The sequence below is a fragment of the Streptomyces sp. NPDC058576 genome (assembly GCF_042718715.1).
Taxonomy (GTDB): domain Bacteria; phylum Actinomycetota; class Actinomycetes; order Streptomycetales; family Streptomycetaceae; genus Streptomyces.
On sequence record NZ_JBHXPF010000017.1, the window covers coordinates 89,516 to 108,511 of the forward strand.

General features: G+C 67.3%; 15 protein-coding genes and 1 pseudogene. 8 read left to right on the top strand and 8 right to left on the bottom strand.

All coding sequences use genetic code 11. The annotated features are described in order from the left end of the window. Positions 1-27 precede the first annotated feature (27 nt). Complete coding sequence (locus ACFWRV_RS15125) at positions 28-207, bottom strand: FxLD family lanthipeptide (protein WP_016825826.1); 180 nt, start codon at positions 205-207, stop codon at positions 28-30. A gap of 511 nt (positions 208-718) precedes the next feature. Continuing rightward, complete coding sequence (locus ACFWRV_RS15130) at positions 719-1,165, bottom strand: ATP-binding protein (RefSeq protein WP_384333841.1); 447 nt, start codon at positions 1,163-1,165, stop codon at positions 719-721. A 226-nt stretch (positions 1,166-1,391) separates the two neighbouring features. Here ACFWRV_RS15130 and ACFWRV_RS15135 point away from each other — a divergent pair, with 226 nt between their 5' ends. The 4 genes and pseudogenes from ACFWRV_RS15135 to ACFWRV_RS15150 form a co-directional block, all read left to right on the top strand. Continuing rightward, positions 1,392-2,675, top strand: a complete 1,284-nt coding sequence (locus tag ACFWRV_RS15135) for an XRE family transcriptional regulator (RefSeq protein WP_384333844.1) — start codon at positions 1,392-1,394, stop codon at positions 2,673-2,675. Continuing rightward, complete coding sequence (locus ACFWRV_RS15140; RefSeq protein WP_384333847.1) at positions 2,672-3,211, top strand: GNAT family N-acetyltransferase; 540 nt, start codon at positions 2,672-2,674, stop codon at positions 3,209-3,211. The genes ACFWRV_RS15135 and ACFWRV_RS15140 overlap by 4 nt, the downstream gene beginning before the upstream one ends. Before the next feature lie 694 nt (positions 3,212-3,905). After that, positions 3,906-5,099, top strand: coding sequence for a hypothetical protein (locus ACFWRV_RS15145; protein WP_384333850.1), 1,194 nt, complete (start codon positions 3,906-3,908; stop codon positions 5,097-5,099). A 210-nt stretch (positions 5,100-5,309) separates the two neighbouring features. Continuing rightward, positions 5,310-5,468, top strand: a pseudogene (locus ACFWRV_RS15150) (IS630 family transposase); the annotation flags it as partial. Between the two features lie 99 nt (positions 5,469-5,567). Here the strand turns inward: ACFWRV_RS15150 and ACFWRV_RS15155 are convergent. The 5 genes from ACFWRV_RS15155 to ACFWRV_RS15175 all read right to left on the bottom strand — a co-directional run bounded on the left by ACFWRV_RS15155 (position 5,568) and on the right by ACFWRV_RS15175 (position 15,450). Further along, positions 5,568-9,356 (bottom strand): hypothetical protein, encoded by a 3,789-nt coding sequence (locus ACFWRV_RS15155; protein WP_384333853.1) that lies wholly within the window; start codon positions 9,354-9,356, stop codon positions 5,568-5,570. 142 nt (positions 9,357-9,498) lie between these two features. Continuing rightward, a complete protein-coding gene (locus ACFWRV_RS15160; protein ID WP_339152878.1) occupies positions 9,499-11,265 on the bottom strand; it encodes an ADP-ribosylglycohydrolase family protein in 1,767 nt (588 codons plus the stop codon). A 4-nt stretch (positions 11,266-11,269) separates the two neighbouring features. Beyond that, positions 11,270-11,968, bottom strand: a complete 699-nt coding sequence (locus ACFWRV_RS15165; protein ID WP_073725498.1) for a DarT ssDNA thymidine ADP-ribosyltransferase family protein — start codon at positions 11,966-11,968, stop codon at positions 11,270-11,272. Next, positions 11,965-13,365 carry a UvrD-helicase domain-containing protein gene (locus ACFWRV_RS15170; RefSeq protein WP_384333858.1) on the bottom strand — a complete coding sequence of 467 codons (1,401 nt, stop codon included), beginning with the start codon at positions 13,363-13,365 and terminating at the stop codon, positions 11,965-11,967. The genes ACFWRV_RS15165 and ACFWRV_RS15170 overlap by 4 nt, the downstream gene beginning before the upstream one ends. 483 nt (positions 13,366-13,848) lie before the next feature. Next, the gene (locus tag ACFWRV_RS15175) at positions 13,849-15,450 is read right to left on the bottom strand and encodes a carboxylesterase/lipase family protein (RefSeq protein ID WP_384333860.1); all 1,602 of its coding nucleotides are present in this window, start codon (positions 15,448-15,450) and stop codon (positions 13,849-13,851) included. 154 nt (positions 15,451-15,604) lie between these two features. On the opposite strand from ACFWRV_RS15175, the gene ACFWRV_RS15180 reads away from it, so the two are divergent. Further along, positions 15,605-16,198 (top strand): TetR/AcrR family transcriptional regulator, encoded by a 594-nt coding sequence (locus tag ACFWRV_RS15180; RefSeq protein ID WP_384333863.1) that lies wholly within the window; start codon positions 15,605-15,607, stop codon positions 16,196-16,198. A 180-nt stretch (positions 16,199-16,378) separates the two neighbouring features. After that, entirely contained in the window at positions 16,379-16,693 is a 315-nt protein-coding gene (locus ACFWRV_RS15185; protein ID WP_384333866.1) for a hypothetical protein, read from the top strand. On the opposite strand, the gene ACFWRV_RS15190 is transcribed toward ACFWRV_RS15185, so the two are convergent. Next, positions 16,617-17,201, bottom strand: coding sequence for a TIGR03086 family metal-binding protein (locus ACFWRV_RS15190; RefSeq protein ID WP_384333869.1), 585 nt, complete (start codon positions 17,199-17,201; stop codon positions 16,617-16,619). The genes ACFWRV_RS15185 and ACFWRV_RS15190 overlap by 77 nt on opposite strands. Before the next feature lie 79 nt (positions 17,202-17,280). On the opposite strand from ACFWRV_RS15190, the gene ACFWRV_RS15195 reads away from it, so the two are divergent. Together ACFWRV_RS15195 and ACFWRV_RS15200 are read left to right on the top strand one after the other, a co-directional pair. Continuing rightward, entirely contained in the window at positions 17,281-18,102 is an 822-nt protein-coding gene (locus ACFWRV_RS15195) for a DUF6597 domain-containing transcriptional factor (protein WP_384333872.1), read from the top strand. 151 nt (positions 18,103-18,253) lie between these two features. Further along, on the top strand, positions 18,254-18,988 hold the full coding sequence (locus ACFWRV_RS15200; RefSeq protein WP_384333875.1) for a Mut7-C RNAse domain-containing protein: 735 nt from the start codon (positions 18,254-18,256) through the stop codon (positions 18,986-18,988). The last annotated feature ends 8 nt before the right edge of the window (positions 18,989-18,996 follow it).

Here is an 18,996-nt window from a genome sequence, read left to right on the forward strand (position 1 = left end):
AGGTGACCTGGGGTTTCAATTCAGGCGTCAGGCGACGTTGGTGGTGCAGGCGCCGCAGGTGGAACCGCAGTTGTCGTCGGTCAGGTTGACCAGACCTGCCGGGTCGGCGATCTCCACGAGCGAGACATCCAGGTCGAAGCCGTCTGATGCACCCGGAATCTGCGGTCGTACCTCGGTACGGCTGGGCACCACGGTGCTGCGCGTCATGCTGCACTCCTCTTCATCGTTGGTTGTTGCTGAGCTGGGCTGGAATGCCCACCAGGAGCCGCCAGAAGAGCGATACCGGACGGCCAGCCCTCGGACCAGCTCCTGGCCGCCCGGCACGAGGGGGCGCGGCCCGCACAGAAAGCGCTGGCCGGACCGCCCGCTCACGCCGGGAAGTCGTGTACGAGGGGCTGATCGAGCCGAGGCCGATCAATGCCCCATGAGGTAGGTGAGGGCCTGTGCCTTGAGACGATCAAGGCACAGCTCACATGTGTAGAAGGGGGCGTGCTGCCCGTCCCACTGAACCGGGCCGAGCCAGATCACCCGCACTCCGGTCCGTTCGCAGCCGAGCCAGCAGTCACCGGTGATCCACGATGAATTCATCGAGGAACGGACCTTCCCCCAGCTGGCCGAGACGGCCGATCCGGCAGCCTGGTATCTGGCGGTGTCGGCCCAGACCTGAAACGGCGGGCGGGCAGGGCCCAGAAGAAGCGAGGGCATCGCCTCCGGGCCCTCACTCGTCGCCCTCGGTATGGAGTTCGGCCCAGACCTCTTTGCCACGCAGACGTCCGCCTGCACTCTGAAGGTCACAGCCCCAGCGGTCGGCTACAGCTTCGACGAGGAACAGCCCGCGACCCGATTCGTCCTCCTCGCCCGCGTGGCTCAGCTCCGGCAGACGCGACGGTTCCTCGTCCACGATCCCGACGCGTACCCGTGTCGCAGTTGGCCGCCCGACAACGAGACGGACTTCGGGGCAGGGGGTATGCCTGGCGGCATTCGCGATCAACTCAGTGACGATCAGCTCGGCGCGGTCAGCGAGGACATCGAGGCGCCACATCCCGAGAACCCCCCGGACGAGCCTGCGTCCGGTCTCGGCCGTGGACGGCACGCACGGGAAGACCTCGCTGTACGTGGGGTGGCTGGCGAGGACCGTCTCAACTGCTTTCTTCAGAATCGGCATGGGATGGAGCCTTCGTGTCGTCTCGGCGCTCGCTCCACCCCTTGTGGCTTTCCAGGGGCGGACCGAGCCGTCAACAGCCTCTCGCGGGGAGTGGCCGACACCCAGATAACTCCGTTGCCTGGAAGGCTGGTTAGGGCTTTCCGGTGCTCGTCCGACGGGCTCACCTAGGACGTTTTGACCTGCTCTTTACCTGGTGGGTAGGGAGCGCGCGGGCTACCGTGCCCGCATGGACGCGATCCGCAACACCGTCCTTGAGGCGTGGATGACCGAGCACGGATACAGCTCAAACAGCCTGGCCGACGCCGTGAACAGGGCTGTTGAACAGCTGACGGGACACGTAGGCGGGCTCGACGGGTCATCGGTCCGGGCGTGGAAAGCGGGCCGAGTCACCTGGCCAAAGTCAGCAACACGTACCGCACTTGAGGTCGTCACCGGATTACCCGCCGTCGCCTTAGGGTTCGTGCCACGTGGCCGGCCTTCGCCCACCCCAGCGCCATCGCAGCAGGAGGAGCCCGACATGAAGCGCCGTACCCTCGTCGGCGGCATCGCTGCTGCGGCTGCCGCAGCAGCAACCCCAGGGACCGCGTCACCGCGCCGAATCGGCATGAGCGACGTCAACCGGCTGAACAAGCGCTTCGCCGAGATCATCGCCAGCGACCACCGCCACGGCGGGCAACCTGGCATCGAGGAGCGGGCCGCCGCGCTCGCCGACGAGGCGCTCAACCTCCAGAACGCAGGCAGTGCCACGCAGCGGGTTCGCAGCAGTCTCTACGCCTCCGGAGCCGCATTCCGCTCGTCTGCGATGTGGGCCGCCATCGACGGCCGGCGCTACGACGTCGCGAAGGCGCACATGCGCGAAGCCCAGGCCCTCGCCGAGATGTCGGGGGACCAAGCAATCAAGTTCCGTATCTGGAGTCACGCGGGCACCATGTACCGCCACATGGGTCGCCCCGCCGACGCATGCGCCGCCAACGATGTCGCCCGCAACCTGCACCTCACCCGTCGCGACCCGCTGTTCGCGTCCCTCGGTCTGGCCCGCCAAGGCGCCATCCACGGTACGGCCCAGAACCGGACCGATACACGTCGCGCGTTCGAGCAGGCGCAGGACGCCATGCTGCGCGCCGATCCAGCCGACCACCGGCCGGTCTGGTTGCTCGCCTTCTACGACCAGGCCGAACTGGACTCCTTGGCCCTCTCCGCGTACCTGGCGCTCGGCGACTACCCAACGGCCGAGTACCACGCTCACCGCTGCCTCGCCTCGCTCCGACCTCACATGGTCAGGTCCCGAGCCATCACCACGACACGTCTCGCCCACGCCCTGCTCGCCCAGGGCGCCGCCGAGGCCGCAACAGCCACCGCGATGAAGGTCCCCGCAGACGCCGCCACCCGCCACGCCCGCGTGTCTCGCATGCTCCAAGAGTTCGGGGCCGCGCTCCGCGCGACCGCCCCGCGAAGCGCCACCGTCCAGACCTGGACCGAGCACACCACCACCTGGAGGACGGCCGCATGACCACGGCACCCGCCACCGAGCTGCGCACCTTCACCACCTTGGACACTATCCGCGGCGACCTCCTCGACGTGTACGCCAAGGTACGCGCCCCGTTGCTCCACCTGCCGAACTACGCGGTGACCGCGTTCGGCGAACGCATCGACCGGCACTCCGCCGAACCAGGTTTTACGGCCGTCCTCGCGTACGCGGACGGCCAACCGGTCGGCTACGCGTACAGCAACACCATCGAGCACGGGGACCGCTACTGGCAGCGCACCAGCCCGACGCCGGCGGAGAAGTACACGAAGCGCCCGGCCACGGCTCTCAAGGAGATCGGCGTGCGCCCGGCCTGGCGCAAGACCGGCACGGCCCGCCGCATCCACGACGCCCTCCTCGCCACACGCGACGAGCCGCACGTCACGCTCATGGTCAACCGGGCCGCCGGCGACGGAAAGGTCCACGCGCTCTACAAGTCGTGGGGGTACGAGGACATCGGGCAGAGCCAGCCATCGCCAGCCTCACCTGTGCTTACCGTCATGATCCACACCAACCGTTGACCACCACGGAGGTTGGGAATGGCGGAGTAAGCGGCGGCAGTGGCGGGCGGCATTGTCAGTGCTCCGTGCGACCGTAATCGCACTTGGGTTATGGGACGTCCATGGCCCCATGCACGGCCGTCCCATCCGCTGGCAAAGCGCCGACCACAAAGGGGATGTCAAAGCAATGCGCCTCGGCACGCTACTCATTCGCCGTCTCACGTCGTCGAATAGTGAACGGAGGACGAGGACGGAGACACGGTTGGGGGTTCCCGGTCCACGCAGGACGATCGACGATTCTCCGTCCGGCGGGCCTCCGATCAGCGCAGCTGTCGACGAGTTGGAGGTCCCTCTACCGACCGCAGGGTTCGACGAGCGGGTAGATCTGGTCTTTCGGGCTCCGAAGCGTGGGCGTGATCAGTTGCTCGCCAAGGGGTTGTGCGAGCAACAAGGTTGGGCGATCCGGCCGGCCGATGAGCAGGAAGATCCCGGACGGCCGGAGGACCAAGTTGCATACGTCGTAGAAGTGCGACTCCCCGGCTCGCGCTGGGGTGCTGAAACCGCTGCCCGCCAGCGTCTGCTGGAGGTTGTGGGCAAGCACGTGTCCGTAACCATCGTGGGAGGGTCTCTCGTCCGTGCCCAGGCGTCTGAGCCGTTGGTGACATGGCGCGTCTTTCGAGAGTCCAGCTGGCGGAGCAGGCGGGGTCTCGGCTGGTTGGCCTCGCTGCGTACCCAGTCGGGGCTCGCCGACGAGCAGCGCACCATCGGTGTTGCTCCATCCGTCGAAGAAGCGGAGGTCCGCGAGCTACTCGGGCGACAGCGGCTCGGAGGCTTCGAGTTTGATGAGTCCCGCCACGGCGTGCGCAAGAGCGTGGGGCCCAAGGCCAATGAGACGGATGAGGACGGAAATCCCTGGTGGCACGGCCGTCGAGGGGTAGCACTCCGCCTTGCACTGGCATCCCTGCTCATGTTCTACGGCTGGCTCGCGTACGACCGTTCCTTGGTCGGCCAGCTGGCCATGTTCGCGCCGCTCGCCGTCGCCGCGTGGTTCGTCGGCAACTGGTACACGAGCAACCAGCGCCGCCCCTGGCCCCTGCGCTGGGCGGCCGGGACCTTGGTCCTCGTCGGCAGCGCAATGCCCGGGTACATGTGGCACCAGCAGAACCCTTACGGCGTCGCCGCGCAGATCAGAAGCGTTCTGCTCACGTTCGCCTGTCTGGCTCTGCTGTGGTACGTACCCCGAGGCTGCTGGTTCGCCGTTCGCCAAACCTGGATCAGTAGGCACGCCGTCGGCCTGCTTACCGTGCTCGTCCTGCCCCTGCCGTGGGTTCTGCCGTTCGTCGGCTCGTTCTTGCAGTTCCTGTACGTGGAGGACGCTTTCGGAATTCCCGCTGACTCGGCCTCCACCCCCGTCTATTGGACCGGTGCAGCTGCACTGCTCCCTACTCTCGGCTGCATAGGGCTACTCCTGCCGCCTCTGGCCCTCTACGGGTGGGCTCGCCACTTCCACTGGGCCTGGGAGAAGAGCATTGTGAGCGTCGTGTCCACTGGTGCCGCAGTCGCGCTCGTCGTCACTGGAGGAGTTGCGTTCATGAGCCGGACCTCCGATGCAGCCCACCGCGCCGCCCGTGACGTAGTGAACGCGACTGCACCGGATTCCTACTTCGGCATCCAGGGCGAGCGAATCTGTGTACAGCCGCTCAAAAGCAAGCTTTCCGTGCACAACGGACCACTCCCGACCGATCGTCCACTGCTCGCTTTCAGCACGGATGGCGATGTCCTATACCTGTGGGACCCGGCGCGCTTCCGGGAACATGGCGGACCCGATCCCGTAATGTCGGTGCGCTCGGCGGAAGTCTCGACATACGCAGTGAGCGACGGTCAGAGTCGCTGCCCGGAGCAGCCATGAGGCGCGACAAGCAGAACATCAGCCACACCAGGTGCCGAGCTCGCACCGACCCGTTCCAGGTCAATAGGTCGGTAGAAAGTGAGCACCCAGGGCGCATGAGGCTGGGAACGGCGTTGATCCGTGAGAACTGCCAAGAGGAGTTTTCCCAGGTCAACGCACATTCTCACGGAAAATCCCACGTCAGTGCCCTCCCGAGCCCAATCGCTCCACGAAGGGATCTGGTCTCTCCTGCGACGCGGCTGGCTCTCCAACGTCGGCTTCAGCACCCCCGAACACCTCATCTAGCGCATCCGACGCGACCTACGGCAAATCCAGTACCGCAGCCACCTCATAGACGACTGCCTCGCCGAGACCGGACTGGCCATCTGACCGCCTGACCAACCGCACGACATCACAAGTTCAACCCAGTGGCTGAGCTCGCTGAGCAGCGTCGGCCCGCGCTTTCGTAACGGCTCTTGGCGGCATGGCCTACTCCAGGCCCTGATGACGTCGCTCTGCCTTTTGGTCTTCCCGCCGGGCGTCTGCTTCGTACGACTCTGCAAGCCCTTTCAGCAATTTCCGGGTTCGCGGCCACGCGCGTACGCGTTCGGCCTGTTCCCGGAAGGACCGGGCCAACTCCATCTCTTGCACTCCACCGTCTAGAATCCCTCGACTGGTCACACCTCTTTTGTTGTAGATGCCAATGCTGAGGCCCTGTTCAAGATCGTTGCTATTGACCTCTTCAAGTAGATCTCGGACAGCTTCCGGAACTTGCAGGCCGTCCTGGTTACGCGGGGCGAAAGCAAGGACCTGACCAATCTGCACGTCACCCACCCTGGCGCGATCCCTGGAAGCCAATTCTGCCCGTGCCGTCATGACCCACGCGCGCAGCGCAACCGGGTCGAGGGTCCCGTCGGCCTTAAGCCCTGGACACGTGCGCAACGTGCGAAGGGCTTGATATGAATGGTTCGCAATATTGCGCCTATTTTCTTTCTCTACGGCATCTACCGTATCTTCGTCAGAAACGGTACCGGGGCGAAAGGACCATGTCACCAAATCCGCGAACGCCTCGGGGTCCTCGACCAGCATCTTGTGGAGGACCGGAGCCTTAGCGTCGAATCCGAGCGCAGGCAAGAGTTGCCACTCCAGCCTGAGGATACGTTGGCGCCCCACCTGATCGCAATTCCGTGCCAGCAGCGTGAATAGATCCTGGAAACGTGAACTGAGTCGCCCGATCTCAGGATCGCTCAACCTAGCTGCGATGAGGTCTTCCAGCCCGGTGACGACAATCTCAGCAACCTCTGGAGCACCCCCTTCCTTGTCGTAGAGGAGGATGAGGTCCAGCGCGGCTGCCGGACGTCCTGCACCCAGCAGCGACCGGGCGGCATCAAGCGCTTGTGGGAAATTAGAGCCGAGCCCGAAGTAGGAGAACTCGCGCCAATAATGTCCCGCTACTTCCGGACTGAGTTCCGAGAGCTTAGACCACGCGGCGGCTGGCTCTGGGGCGAGTCGCAGGATCACTGCCTGAACAAGCGGAAGCTCTGTAAGAGAAAGAAGCCTGTCGCGGAGATCATTCCCCCCAGCCCACATACGCCGACGCAGGTACCCAACGGCAACCTCCTTGGCTGGCGAGGCATCCCCCTCAAGCCATGACAGCAGCTCTTGGTCATGGTCATCGGAGTGCTCGGCAAGAGCGATGCCCACCAGGTCGGCGAACTCGGCTACGGAAGCCAGCTCGACAAGAGCCGTCAACCCTCCATTCACAACTATCTCCCCGACTGCGGCGGCCCGCCGGGCAAGGAGTTCCGCGTCGTAGGCAGCGAAGTCCTCACGCCGCCTGATGTCGCCGAGCGTGATCCAACCGGATTGGAACAACCATGCGTATCGCCTCACCGGATTCCGAGGCTCCAGCGCTTGGCATGCGGCTTGGAGAGGGGCCAGCTCGTCCGCAGGAAGCGCCCACGCGGCGTCCGCATACTCTCGGTGTCGGGCGACTTGGTCGCGCAACGCGCGGTGGAGAACCGTCCGCTGATCGTCATCTTCCAGGTCGCCGCCCAGTTCAGTCAGTCCTCGCGCGACCTCAGCGCGGTGTTGGGGAGGAAGAACGTCGATTTTGCCGATCAATTCGGCATAAAGCTCGGGAGCAGCGTCGACCTCGTCCAGGAGTAGGTCGACCACCGCGGTGATCACACTCCATCGATCATGCGGGGTGACGACAATTCCCCTTTTCCAATCACGGAAACGCGGACCAGGATGGCTCACCTGGATAGCGTGACTGTCAGGAATGAGCTGGAGGAGCAACTTGCGGCCGAGTGCTGGCTGCCTCCGCACCAGGCGTCGGATTACTGCTATTCGGTCCTCGGTATGAGCGGTCGTGTTTGGAGCCCATGCGCTGAGAATCCCCACCAGACTCGCGAGGGGACGATTCGAGAGCCGGCCGCCCGGGTCCACGACAGCCAGCGCAGTCAGTACGTCGACTGCGTCATCGAGGTGCTCCGGAGACCACGCCAGGCTCTCCAAGGACCACAAGAAGCTTGTATGAGGAGAGCTGGAACCAAGCCCCGTGTTGTCAGGCTGGTTGTCTGTGAACATGGCGGTGTGAAGCGGCGTGGTGCCGCTGAGGCCCTCGTGCACCGCTTCCATAAACTCCTCCGGAGCGGCCTCAGCCAGCAAAATGAGCACATCGCCCAGGGAACGCCACAGGCTATACGTTTCATCAGCATTGGCCTGTTTCAGCAGATCACGAACTAGCAACCGTGCCCACCGATCGCCCGTGACACCGCCCGGGCCCCGTAGGTCTGCGCCCAGGGTGCCCAGGAGGGCGAGCGACTGGGCGAGCCCGGTGCGAAGGGTGTGTGAGAAGCACCGTCGTATGCCCATCACCCCAGCCTTCCACTTCTCACCAGGGTCTAGATCGAGGGTCGGATCTGTTTCAGTCAGTACCTCTAGAACTACCCTTCGAAAGAATTGAAGATCGTCACTGGTGAGAGACGTACCGAGCAACGCCCAGGCATCCTCGGCGGCGAGCACATGCCAAATTTCTTCCTGATAGCCAAGGAAGGGGATGTCGGCCCCGGCCGCGAGCTCCCGGGCTCGCTCCTGCAACTCGTCGTACTCAAGTCCCGAGCACTGCCCAACCACACGGCGGTCTTCCTGATTGTCTCCGGCCCAGGAGTTCACAAGGAGCAGCCGTCGGCGGACCACATCGAGAGTGGAGACCCGCTCCGGTGTGAGTGGCTCTGGGTGGTGGGCCAGGGCTCGCCGTAGCGCAAGCAGGCTGCGGCGACCAAGCGCGCCGAGGCGAGCAGCACGCTCACGCGGCATGTCGCTGGAGAGCAGCAGGGACTCGATGACTTGGCTGTGAAGCCTGGGTACCTTCACGTCGCACCGGGCGCCCGGCATCGCCGCCCATACCAACTGGTGAGGCTGCTGCTGCGGAATGTCCCGCGCGAGGGCCGGGTCGGCGAGGACCAGAATCAACGGCTGGCGTTGCGTGACCAGTTGCTCAATACCACTCCTGTCGGAAACAAACAGGACCCGCGCCCTCACCTGAGTGGCCCCCAGGGTGCCTTCTTGCTCTAGGGCAGCGGCGACGAAAGCGCAGACTTCATCGGGACGCAGATCACCACCTAGCGTGGTTACCGACTGGCCGGTGGCAAGTAGGGCCCCAAAGTCGGCGGCTGCCTTCTCTCTTCCTGCCAGCACCACCTTTTGGTCCAGCGGGATGCGCGTCGACCGGAGCCAACTGTCCGTCCACCACGAGTCCAGAGACCGCACGCCCGGCAGTGCCTTCCCCAGCCGGGCAGCAAGCCATGCCGTGGTGGCTGGCGCTTGCTCCAGCCATAGGTCGATCCCGTCGAGGTTGTACCCACGTACCTCCCGCCACCGACCATCTTCGGTGTGACGCTCGGCCCAGGTTCGCGCATCTCTCCACGTGTCGAGGACGACTTCTACGTATGTGACGTCTTGGGTCGCGAGCCCCTTCGGGCCTTTGATCCTTTTCTCGTAGTCATCCTCGGCCTTGTTATTGCCGCCTCCAACAGAAAGCTCCCACACCGAGGTTCCTTCGGGCACGAACGCCGACGGTCGCGACGCTGTGACGATGCCGTCATATCCGCCGACGGCGGTTCCGGACCCGCCGGGCATGTCCAGCGATTCCAAGCCGCTTGCGGTCTCGGCTATCAAGCGCCTAATCAGCAGCGGGAAGACGGTATCGAAGCCCGCGTCACCACGCGCCTTGCGGAGATCGTCACGATCAATTGGCGGCCACACAGTCATGTTCCGACGGTACCGCTCCCCACTGACACTCCCTTCGGCTTCAACTCTGTCGACGCCATCGTCGTCCGTCTCATGCTCATCCACAGACCGCTGTTCAACATCATTCGGCGGCCTGGAAGCTGAGGTCCGGGGCGGGCCGGGTCTACTGCAGGGTTGGGCGAGCGGGCGGCTCGGCGTTGTTGACGGCGACGATCAGGTACGGGTCGATCTGTGCCCAGAGGGCGCCGCCCTCACGTTGCACTGCTCCGTCGAACCCCAGCCTGCGCAGACGCTCCCAAGCCGCTTGGACATCGTCGATGGCAACCCGAAGTTGGACGCCTGGAACGCCCGTAGCGACTTTGCTGGTGTGTGCCTGCCTGATCACGAGATTCTCATAAGAGACCCAGTCGCTTCCGCGGCGGTGCGCGCTAAAACCGAGGGCGGACATGGCCGCCGTCACGCGTCCGATGTCGGCGACGGGCAGATAGGCACCTTGGAGCCGGACCTGGTTCGGTGGCCAGACCGATCGATGCTCGTCAGCCGGCTCCGCATCGGTACGTGGGGCTTCCTCGACACCTTCCGATTCCGCTTCCGCCCGCTGGATTCCGCGGATAAAGAAAAGGTTCTGACCGTCCGTGGTGACGATATGTATACGTCGCGCCGTCCACTTGCCGGACGTCAGCGTGCCAGCTGCGACCACGCGTGCTTGGCGCCGGTCCGGGAGCAGCAGATCAGCTCGGCTGTCGGCCTTGTCGAGCTTCTCGATGAACCGCGACCGAGCTTCGCCAGCCGCGGCGCGAGAAGGCAGGGACAGGATCGGAGAGACAGGAGTGAGCAAATTCTCGGCCAGCGTGACTAGCAGGGCCGCATCCTGAACAGTTCGCCCGAACAAGCCCAGCCATTCCTGGCCCAGACCTGCGCCGAGCAGGCTGGCGGCCATAGATGCCAGTGTGTCCGTGTCCGCGCCCTCCTGGCGCGCGGGGACACCGATGCCACGCTCCGGGCTGGCGGCCGAACGGGCCGCGAGGTAAATGGCTGCCACCGCGCACAACGTCCCCGACCCACGCGTCTTCGGCCGAGTGAGGCCGTGTTGCTCGAGAAAGGCGGAGGGCGCACTCAGCGCGCCGCTGTTCAGTGAGGACCGTGCGCTGGTGAGGAGATCCTCCACCTCCCGCACGGCGTCATCCCAGCCTTGTTCGTAGCCGCCGGGGAACGCCTTCGCAGCGGCATCCAACCAGTTTCTGTCCAGCCCCTGCCACACCGGTTCCCGCCAGTCCTTCAGACCGTCCAGTGTTGCTTCGACGAGCCAGCCGTAAGCCAATGGCGCAGGTTGCCGCAAACTGGTCCACAGGGCATAGGCATGCACCAAGGCACCCAGCAGGGCTCGCGGGTGCCCGTGTGTCGTCGCGGCGTCGCGGACCACGTCGTGCGCCAGGTCGCCGAAGGAACCCTCGTGGTGGACTACGACGTGCGGCGCGATGCGCATGGCCGCGCCGTTGGCCCCGCTACTGAAGTACTTTTCCTGGTCGTCGGCCCTCTTGCCCCAGGCCGATTCATGCTTCTCCCAGGCGCGGCAGGCACGCTTGACGCTGGCCCCGGCACCACGTTCGTAATCGAGGAGGAAGGGCCACTCGACTCGTTGCAACCAGGAAAGCCAGTCGTCTCCTGCGGTGAGGCGAGCACGAGCCACGGCGATGAGCATCTGTGTGTCGTCGCTGTACTCGCCTGGTCCGATGTCCTCAAGGATCGGGCGGAAACGGCTGCTTGCCGTTCGCTGCCAGGCGAAAAACCGACCCGCGACCTGGCTGAGTGGCGGAAGTGAGCGAGTCCGGTCCCGCCGCTCGTAGGGCCAGCCCATGGCGTCCCCGACGGCTGCTCCTAGCAGCATGCCGCAGGCTCTGTCGGTCCATGGGTGAAGCTCAGCGTTCACGTGTTCACTCTGCCAGAGTTGTTCGGGGGATGTACGGGCTCTCCGGTGGCCGATTGCCGGAGCGCACCGAGCGGCTCAGGACGTACTTGTCGAAGAGCATGGGAGCGACAACCAGAGGTGGCAGCAGAACCGCCATCCCGAACTGGGCATGTCTGAAGTGCTCCAGCTCTGCCTGCTTCTCGTCCCGGACGATGACAGAACGTACGGCGGACAGTGGGATGATCCCGGGTATCTGTATCTCTGCCTGGTCGTCCGTAGGCCACCAAGACGGGTGCCCACTTTCTCGCCGCAGAGTCACCTTGCCGGTCACCGTGGGCGCGAACATGGCATTGAAGCCGTCGGCACCCAGCCGGGCGCCGGCGCTCCTGTCTCGTGCGGAGTTGTAGGGACAGAAGCGTGCGCCGGAAGTGGCGAGCAGGTCGACGTCCAGCGTGAGAACCACCCAGTCCTGAAAATGGCGGTCCCGGCTCGCTGCCTGGGCCAGGTACCAGGTGTTCGGATACTCCACGCTCAGGAAGGTGAACTCCAGTGCGCCGTCCAGGCGCTGGGTATCGGCAGGCCGAAAGGCGTCCGCAGCTGTCTGCAGGGTGGCCACGGGACGTATCTGCCGGGTTTCGAGGATATGGGACAGGTTGGCCGACTTGGTGAGATGGCACAGACGGGTGATACCGCGGGCCCGGGCCTGCTCAAGGACGTCACTCACAAGCTCACCCGCACGTACAGGTCAGACATCTCCTGCGGCACCAGACCGGTCAGCTTGCTTGAGTGCAGCATGATGAGGTCTGTACGAGCCCGGGTGATGGCTACGTACAACTGCCGGGCCTCGCGCGCCTTGGCCTCGTCGAGGCCGTGAGCCTCCACCTCACTCGGTTTCGGCAGCTCGTCCGCATCACAGAATGGGAGGATCACCGAGTCGAACTCGAAGCCCTTCGCCGCAGAGTAGGTCCCGTAAAACACCCCCGGCTCGTCCGTCCACCGCGCAAGCTCACGGTGCAGGCGGTGAATGGGGACACGACCTCGGTCGAGGAGAGATCTGAGTTTGTCCTCGTGGACCCGGGTGCGCATAAGAATGGCGACCTGGCGGTCCGCGCCCAGCGCCAGGGCGTTGCTCGCCGCCTGAACGAGCTGTTCTTCCTTGCCCGCGGTCTCCAGGATGGTGGGTTTCGGGCCGTCGGCCGCCGCACCGGTCGGCTGGACCAGATCGACGTCGTCCTTGAAGTGCGGCATATCCGAAAGGGACTGGGCGAGTTGGGCGACCTGACGGCTGTTGCGATAGTTGTGGGCGAACTCCACGACATTTGACACATGAAGGCCCAGGGCACGCCAGGACATCCGGCTCCCGTAGATCTGCTGCGCGTAATCGCCGAAGAAAGTCAGTGATCCGTCGCTGGGAATGGCCGCTGCCAGGCTTCGAATCATCTCGGGTGTAAAATCCTGGCCCTCATCGACGACGACATGCCGGTAAAGCCGCTTGGTGGGATCAACCTTCAGGGTACCCAGGACCGTCGACGCCATGTTGTCGAAGTCGTACTCGTACCCGGCTTCGGCACGCAACTGTACGTACCGTTGGTAGACCTCGAAGACGACTTCACGATCGGGTTGCTGAAGTGGCCTGCCCCGGCCAACCCGACGAGCACGGCCTTCCACATACGTCTGCTGGTCGACTATGCCGTGCCCGACCATCCAATGCAGCTCATCGAGGAAGAAATCGAGCGGACGGTGAATCACGGCCCGGGAGGGATGGCGCTCACGAGCCTCCCCCAGCGCCCGCTCAACCATTTGCTTCTTGGACTTGCATATGCGCACCGGCGATTTGGTGCGATGCGCGAGATAGCCACGCGCGAAGGTGTGGTAGGTCTCGATCTGCAGGTTCGTAGACGCGGCGCTCATACCCCTGAGGTAGGTTACGAGAGCCTTGTTGAAGGTGACCAACAGCGTGCGGCCTCCGATACCCGGGGCCGTGGCCAGATAGTGAGCCCGATGGACCGCCATCGTCGTCTTGCCGCTGCCCGCCGTGCCCAGAACGACGCAGTGACCGCGTTCGTTCAGGAAGACGACGTCCCGCTGGTGACCCTTCGGGTCAGGTAACGAAAGCCCCATCGCGCCATTATGACGCGTCCATGGCCACTTGGTACAGATGATCCACGGACCGGTCCCTCAACTGGGCCTCCACCAACCGACGAAGCCGCAGCCCTCTCCGCTGGAGCTCGCGCCCTCGGCGATTAGGCAGCTTGGCCCGGGGGGGTGGTGCATAGCTTCGTCCAGCCCTCGCGCGGGCTGCTGACGACCGCGGACTGCCACACCGCGGCACCTGCCCCGTGGCCAGCCGATCACCTTCGAGGGCACATCCAGGGCACATGAGCCCAGGAAACGGCGTTAACCCGCGAGAACTACCGGGACGACTTTCCGCAGGTCAACGCGGATTCTATCGAAAATACCCAGGTCAACGCCCCGCCGCCTTCAATCGCTCCACGAGTGGCAGGACTTCTCCCACCGCCTGCACGACGCGGGGCACCAGGCGTACTGCCTGGTGTGGCCCTGAGCCGGAACGTCCCGGCGAACTCCGTCCGGAGCAGCGCGCGGTCAGTGCGAGGGAGCGAGCGACTTCCAGAAGGCGTAGTGGTGGTCGGCCGCGAAGTCGGTCCGCCCGATGTCGCCGGACGCGAGGCGCTGCACATACGGGCTGCGGTCCGTGAACGGCTTCCAGGTCGGCAGACCGCCCCCGTCCATGCGCCCCGTGGCGGCGAACCGGCTCCAGTAGGCGATCACCGTTTCCGACAGCCCCGCCTGCGCGGCGTCGAGCGGCTCGAAGAGGTCGTTCTCGAACAGGTAGGCCAGGTCGACCATGTGGCCGGTGCCGAGCGGGAAGCTCGCCGGTCGCGGCACGTTCCTGAAGTACGGGGCCCGGGCCTCGGCGAAGTCGTAGGCGTGGACGCGGGTGTGGCGGGCGAGGGCGCGCTGGGTGTCGAGCGCCGCGGTCGACCACTCCGAGTCGGTCAGCACGGCCGACAGCGCCGCCCCGGGGGCCGGGTGGTCCGCGACGGGATACTCGGCGAGGACCGCGGGGGCGTCCTTCCCGAACTGCTCGGTGATCTTCTCGGCGTACGTCTCCGGGGTCAGCGCCACACCCGTCATGATCTCGTCGAGCCCGGCCAGTCCGCTCATCTCGTCATGGGTGGAACCGTGCAGCACCGGCACCCGGGCGAACCGGCCGGCGGCGATCGCCCGTGCCGGCGTCTCGGGCAGCACCGTGCCGTCCACCACGGGCCGGTAGCCGTCGTGACCGGATGCCGACGCCTCGATGAGCTCGGAGGTGGACCTGCCCCGCAGGCAGGAGTCGACGGTGCGCGGATCGTCGCAGTCCGCGGCTTCGGCGACGTCGCGGCCGTTGGTCTCCGCCTGCGCCCGGGTGAACGAGCCGTCCGGCCCGACGCACCCGGCGCTCTGCACGATCGCCTTGTCGAAGAGTCCGCGCGCGCCGGGTGACACCAGCTGCGCGCAGACGCTGTAGCCGCCGCCCGACTGCCCCATGATCGTGACATTGCGCGGGTCGCCGCCGAAGGCGGTGGCGTTGCGCTTGACCCACTTCAGCGCGGCCTGCTGGTCCAGGAGGCCGAGGTTGGCCGGTGCGCGCAGGCCGGGCGCGGTGAGGAAGCCGAACGCGCCGAGCCGGTAGTTGACGGTCACGACCATGGCGCCCTGCCGCGCGGCGGCCAGCTCGGCCGCACGGTAGGTGGCCCCGTCGCCGTAGGTGAAGCTGCCGCCGTGGATCCAGACGATGACCGGCAGCCGCCCCGTCGTCCGCGCGGCCGGAGTCGTGACGTTCAGGTGGAGGCAGTCCTCGGCGCCGCCGCCCTCGATCGCGATGGGCTGGTCGGTCGGCTGCGCGCAGGCGCTTCGGGGGTTCCGGGCATCCAGCGGCGACGACCACGGGCGCACCGGCCGCGGCTCCTTCCACCGGCGCTCCCCGGTCGGCGGAGCCGCGTAGGGGACCCCCTGGAACGTACGCACCGTGCCGTCGGTCAGGCCCTGGACCGGGCCTTCCGCGGTCGCCACCCGCGTGGGAAGGGCCCCTCGGCCACCGGACTGCGCAGGGGCGGGGCCGGCCGCGACCAGCGTGAGGGCGAGCGCCGCGGAGGCGGTGGCCGCCACGAGGGCGGCGAGGCGGGACGTGTCGATGCTCATTCGGGCTCCCGGGATCGGTGCGGTCTTCGACGCTCGGAACGATATTCAGGATTTGGGCATCTGCGCAATACGTTTGCCTCAATCGATCGCCTGAGGCGTTCGCCTGATGCGCTCGCCTGGCGCGAACGCGCAGGGCGTTGCTAGGGTCCGCGTCATGGGAAACCGGGAGAAGCTGCTGGAAGCCGCCAGGGAATGCCTGTTCGCCAAGGGCTACGAGCGCACGACCGTCCGCGACCTGGCCTCGGCGGCGGGCGTCAGCATGGCCGCGATCGGCTATCACTTCGGCTCGAAGGAGGCGCTGCTCAACCAGGCGCTCTTCGAGGCACTCGACTCGGGGGACCAGGCCTTCGGGCCGTCGTCCGACGACACCGGCCTCGACGCCCTGTGGAGTCGCCTGATCGAGGCCTTCTCGGCCAACAAGACGTTCTGGGTCGCCAACCTGGAGACCGTCCTGCGGGCTCAACGCGACCCGGAACTGCGGGAACAGGTGGCCGCCGGACTGCGGCAGGGGCGCAGCGGCATGGCGCGCGAGGTCACCGGCACGGCCGAGGCGGAGCTCTCCGAGGAGACGGTCCGCACCCTCGGATCGGTGCAACTCGCCCTCGTCAGCGGCCTGATGATGCAGCACCTCACGGACCCGGAGTCCGCGCCCACCGCCGACGAGGTGCTGACCGGCCTGCGAGCGCTGGCCGCCGCCCTGCCCGCGGAGGACCGAGGCCCGGGCCCGGAGGAGACCGAAAGCCGATAGGGGCCCGAGCGCCCGGGCCCGGCCCGTACAGCCGCTCGAAGCGTTCGGACACCCGCGCCCACGTGCACGTTTTCGGTCGGATCGAGCCAGGGATCGCGAGGATTTGGCCGACGGCCGGTCTTCAGCCGACCCGCCCCGCGCGCCGATGCACAGGACACCGACCCATCGAGGAGGTCCGCCGTGGGCGACGTTCTGCTGGCCCTGTCCATCCCCGTGCTCGTCTTCGGCGGCGGCATCTACGCGGCCTGCGACTGCTGGTGGCGCCGCGGGCACCCGGCGCCACCGTCCCCGTACACCCACCGGGCGGCCCGGCTGGCGGAGCAGGACATGCTGCTCCTGGCCGCGGAGATCGTCGACGACGCGTACGCCGACCTCGGCCCGCTCTACGACGCCCCGCCCGCCCCGTGCCCCGCCGGGCTCAGCCCCCGGTCGTCCCGGTCGGCCGCCACCCCGGGTCGCGCCCCGTCACGGCCAGCAGCCGCTCGAAGGCGCTAGCCCCCTCCCCCACCGGGAACGGCTCGCCGAACACCTTCATCTCCCGGGCCTGCGGAGCCATCGCCGCGAGCCCCGGGCCCACCTCGTCGAGCACGCTCCGCTCCGGCACGAAGTCCGCGCCGGTCGCCCGCGCCAGGTCCCAGGCGTGCACGGTCAGATCGCCGAGCACCATGAGCCCCACCGTCCGGGCCGGCAGCTCCATCCGCCCGGTCGTGCCCTCCTCGACGCCCGGCGCACTCCAGGCCTCCACCAGGCGGGCGGTCTCGTCACCGAACCTGCCCCGCCAGTCGCCCGTCACGAACTCCGGCTCCCCGCCGAAATCCACGTCCTCGCGGGCCGCGAGCGCCTGGAAGTTCACGACCACCAGGAACAGGTGGTTCAGCAGCGCCCGTACGTCGTACTCGGCACAGGGCGTACGGTCGCCCAGCCGCGCGTCGTCGATCCCCCGCACGACGGGCAGGGCCCGGTCCGCGGCGGTTTCCAGCAGTTCACCGATCGTCTGAGTCATGCCCCCACCCTGCGCCGCCCCGTCGCGCGCGTATTGAAGAAACACGACAGGCGTCCGGAGCCCCACTACCATCGTGGTCATGGCCGCCGGACCCCGCCGCGACACCCGGGGCATCGTCGACGCCCCGGACCTCTTCGCGCACGTCCGCTTCCGCCGCCGCGAGCCCGCCGCCGCGCTGCGCCCCTACCTGGAGCACTACTGGCTGATCGACTGGGACCTCACCGAGCCGTACGCCGCCCACGTCGTCCCGCACCCGTCGGTGAACCTGGTCCTCCAGCGGTACGAGGCCGGGGACAGCCCCCGGGAGCGGTCCGGGTACGCCGAGGTCGCGGGCGTCGAACCCGGACTCTTCACCCGGAAGCTGGCCGGGCGAGGCCGGGTCTGCGGGGTGCAGTTCCGGCCCGGCGGCTTCCGCCCGTTCGCCCCCGGGCGCCCGGTCTCCGCCTGGACCGGGGTGCGGACCGACGCCGCCGGGGTACTGCGGGCGGCGCCGCCCGTCGACGCGGTCCTGGACCCGGACGACGAGGACGCGCGGGTCGCGGCGCTGGACGCCTTCCTGCTGGCCCTGGAGCCGCGCCCCGATCCCCGGGCGGCCCTCGCGATGGCCGCCGTCGACCGGGTGCGCACGGACCGCACGGTGCTCCGGGTCGACGCGCTCGCCCGGGACACCGGGCTCTCCGCCCGCTCGCTGCAACGGCTCTTCGCCGCGTACGTCGGCGTCGGCCCCAAGTGGGTCATCCTCCGCTACCGCATCCACGAGGCGCTGGAGGCCGCCGAATCCGGCCCGGCCGTCGACTGGGCGCGGCTCGCGGCGGACCTCGGCTACAGCGACCAGGCCCATCTGGTGCGGGACTTCACCGCGACGGTGGGCGTGCCCCCGACGGCGTTCGCACCGCACTGAACCGCGAGGACCGTCAGGGCACCCGGGGTGGGGAGGCCGGAATCGGACACCCCACAGGCCGGTCCCGGCCACCCAGAAGGCCGGTCACGCACACCCGCGCGCCCCGCCAAATCCCTGGCAGGCCATCCCCGGCCGGTGGCATCCTGACCGGGTGAACGGACCCGAGATCACCCTCGAAGTAGCCCCTGAGCTGCGGCTCTTCGTCCCGCATGACCGCCGCGGCGGACCCACGCCCCTCGTCACGGACGGCTCCTCCACCCTCGGCCATGTCATCGAGTCCCTCGGCGTCCCGCTCACCGAGGCCGGAACGCTGCTGGTGAACGGCGTCCCGGTGGCCCGCTCGCACGTGCCCGGCCCGGGCGAACACGTCGACGTACGCGCGGTGGAACGCCCGCAGCGGGTCCCCGGCGCACCCCTGCGCTTCCTCCTCGACGTCCATCTCGGCACCCTGGCCCGCCGGCTGCGGCTCCTGGGCGTCGACGCGGCGTACGAGAGCGAGGACATCGGCGACCCCGCCCTGGCCGCCCTCTCCGCGCGCGAGCGGCGCGTCCTGCTCTCCCGGGACCGCGGGCTGCTGCGCCGCCGCGAGCTCTGGGCGGGGGCGTACGTCTACAGCGACCGCCCCAAGGAGCAGCTCCGCGACGTCCTCGGCCGCTTCGCTCCGGCTCTGGCCCCGTGGACCCGCTGCACCGCGTGCAACGGCACCCTGGCCGGGGCCGCCAAGGACTCCGTGAGCGGGCTGCTGGAGCACGGCACGCAGCAGGCGTACGACGTGTTCGCCCAGTGCACGGAGTGCTCCCGGGTGTACTGGCGCGGCGCCCACCACGGCCATCTGGAGACGATCGTGTCCGAGGCGGTCCGCGAGTTCGGGGGCACGGCGGCGTAGGGGGTGTC

Bases quoted from the DNA above. Each gene is read 5' to 3' on its own strand.
- ACFWRV_RS15125 (WP_016825826.1), bottom strand. From the start codon at position 207: ATGACGCGCAGCACCGTGGTGCCCAGCCGTACCGAGGTACGACCGCAG.
- ACFWRV_RS15130 (WP_384333841.1), bottom strand. From the start codon at position 1,165: ATGCCGATTCTGAAGAAAGCAGTTGAGACGGTCCTCGCCAGCCACCCC.
- ACFWRV_RS15135 (WP_384333844.1), top strand. From the start codon at position 1,392: ATGGACGCGATCCGCAACACCGTCCTTGAGGCGTGGATGACCGAGCAC.
- ACFWRV_RS15140 (WP_384333847.1), top strand. From the start codon at position 2,672: ATGACCACGGCACCCGCCACCGAGCTGCGCACCTTCACCACCTTGGAC.
- ACFWRV_RS15155 (WP_384333853.1), bottom strand. From the start codon at position 9,356: ATGACTGTGTGGCCGCCAATTGATCGTGACGATCTCCGCAAGGCGCGT.
- ACFWRV_RS15170 (WP_384333858.1), bottom strand. From the start codon at position 13,365: ATGGGGCTTTCGTTACCTGACCCGAAGGGTCACCAGCGGGACGTCGTC.
- ACFWRV_RS15175 (WP_384333860.1), bottom strand. From the start codon at position 15,450: ATGAGCATCGACACGTCCCGCCTCGCCGCCCTCGTGGCGGCCACCGCC.
- ACFWRV_RS15180 (WP_384333863.1), top strand. From the start codon at position 15,605: ATGGGAAACCGGGAGAAGCTGCTGGAAGCCGCCAGGGAATGCCTGTTC.
- ACFWRV_RS15190 (WP_384333869.1), bottom strand. From the start codon at position 17,201: ATGACTCAGACGATCGGTGAACTGCTGGAAACCGCCGCGGACCGGGCC.
- ACFWRV_RS15195 (WP_384333872.1), top strand. From the start codon at position 17,281: ATGGCCGCCGGACCCCGCCGCGACACCCGGGGCATCGTCGACGCCCCG.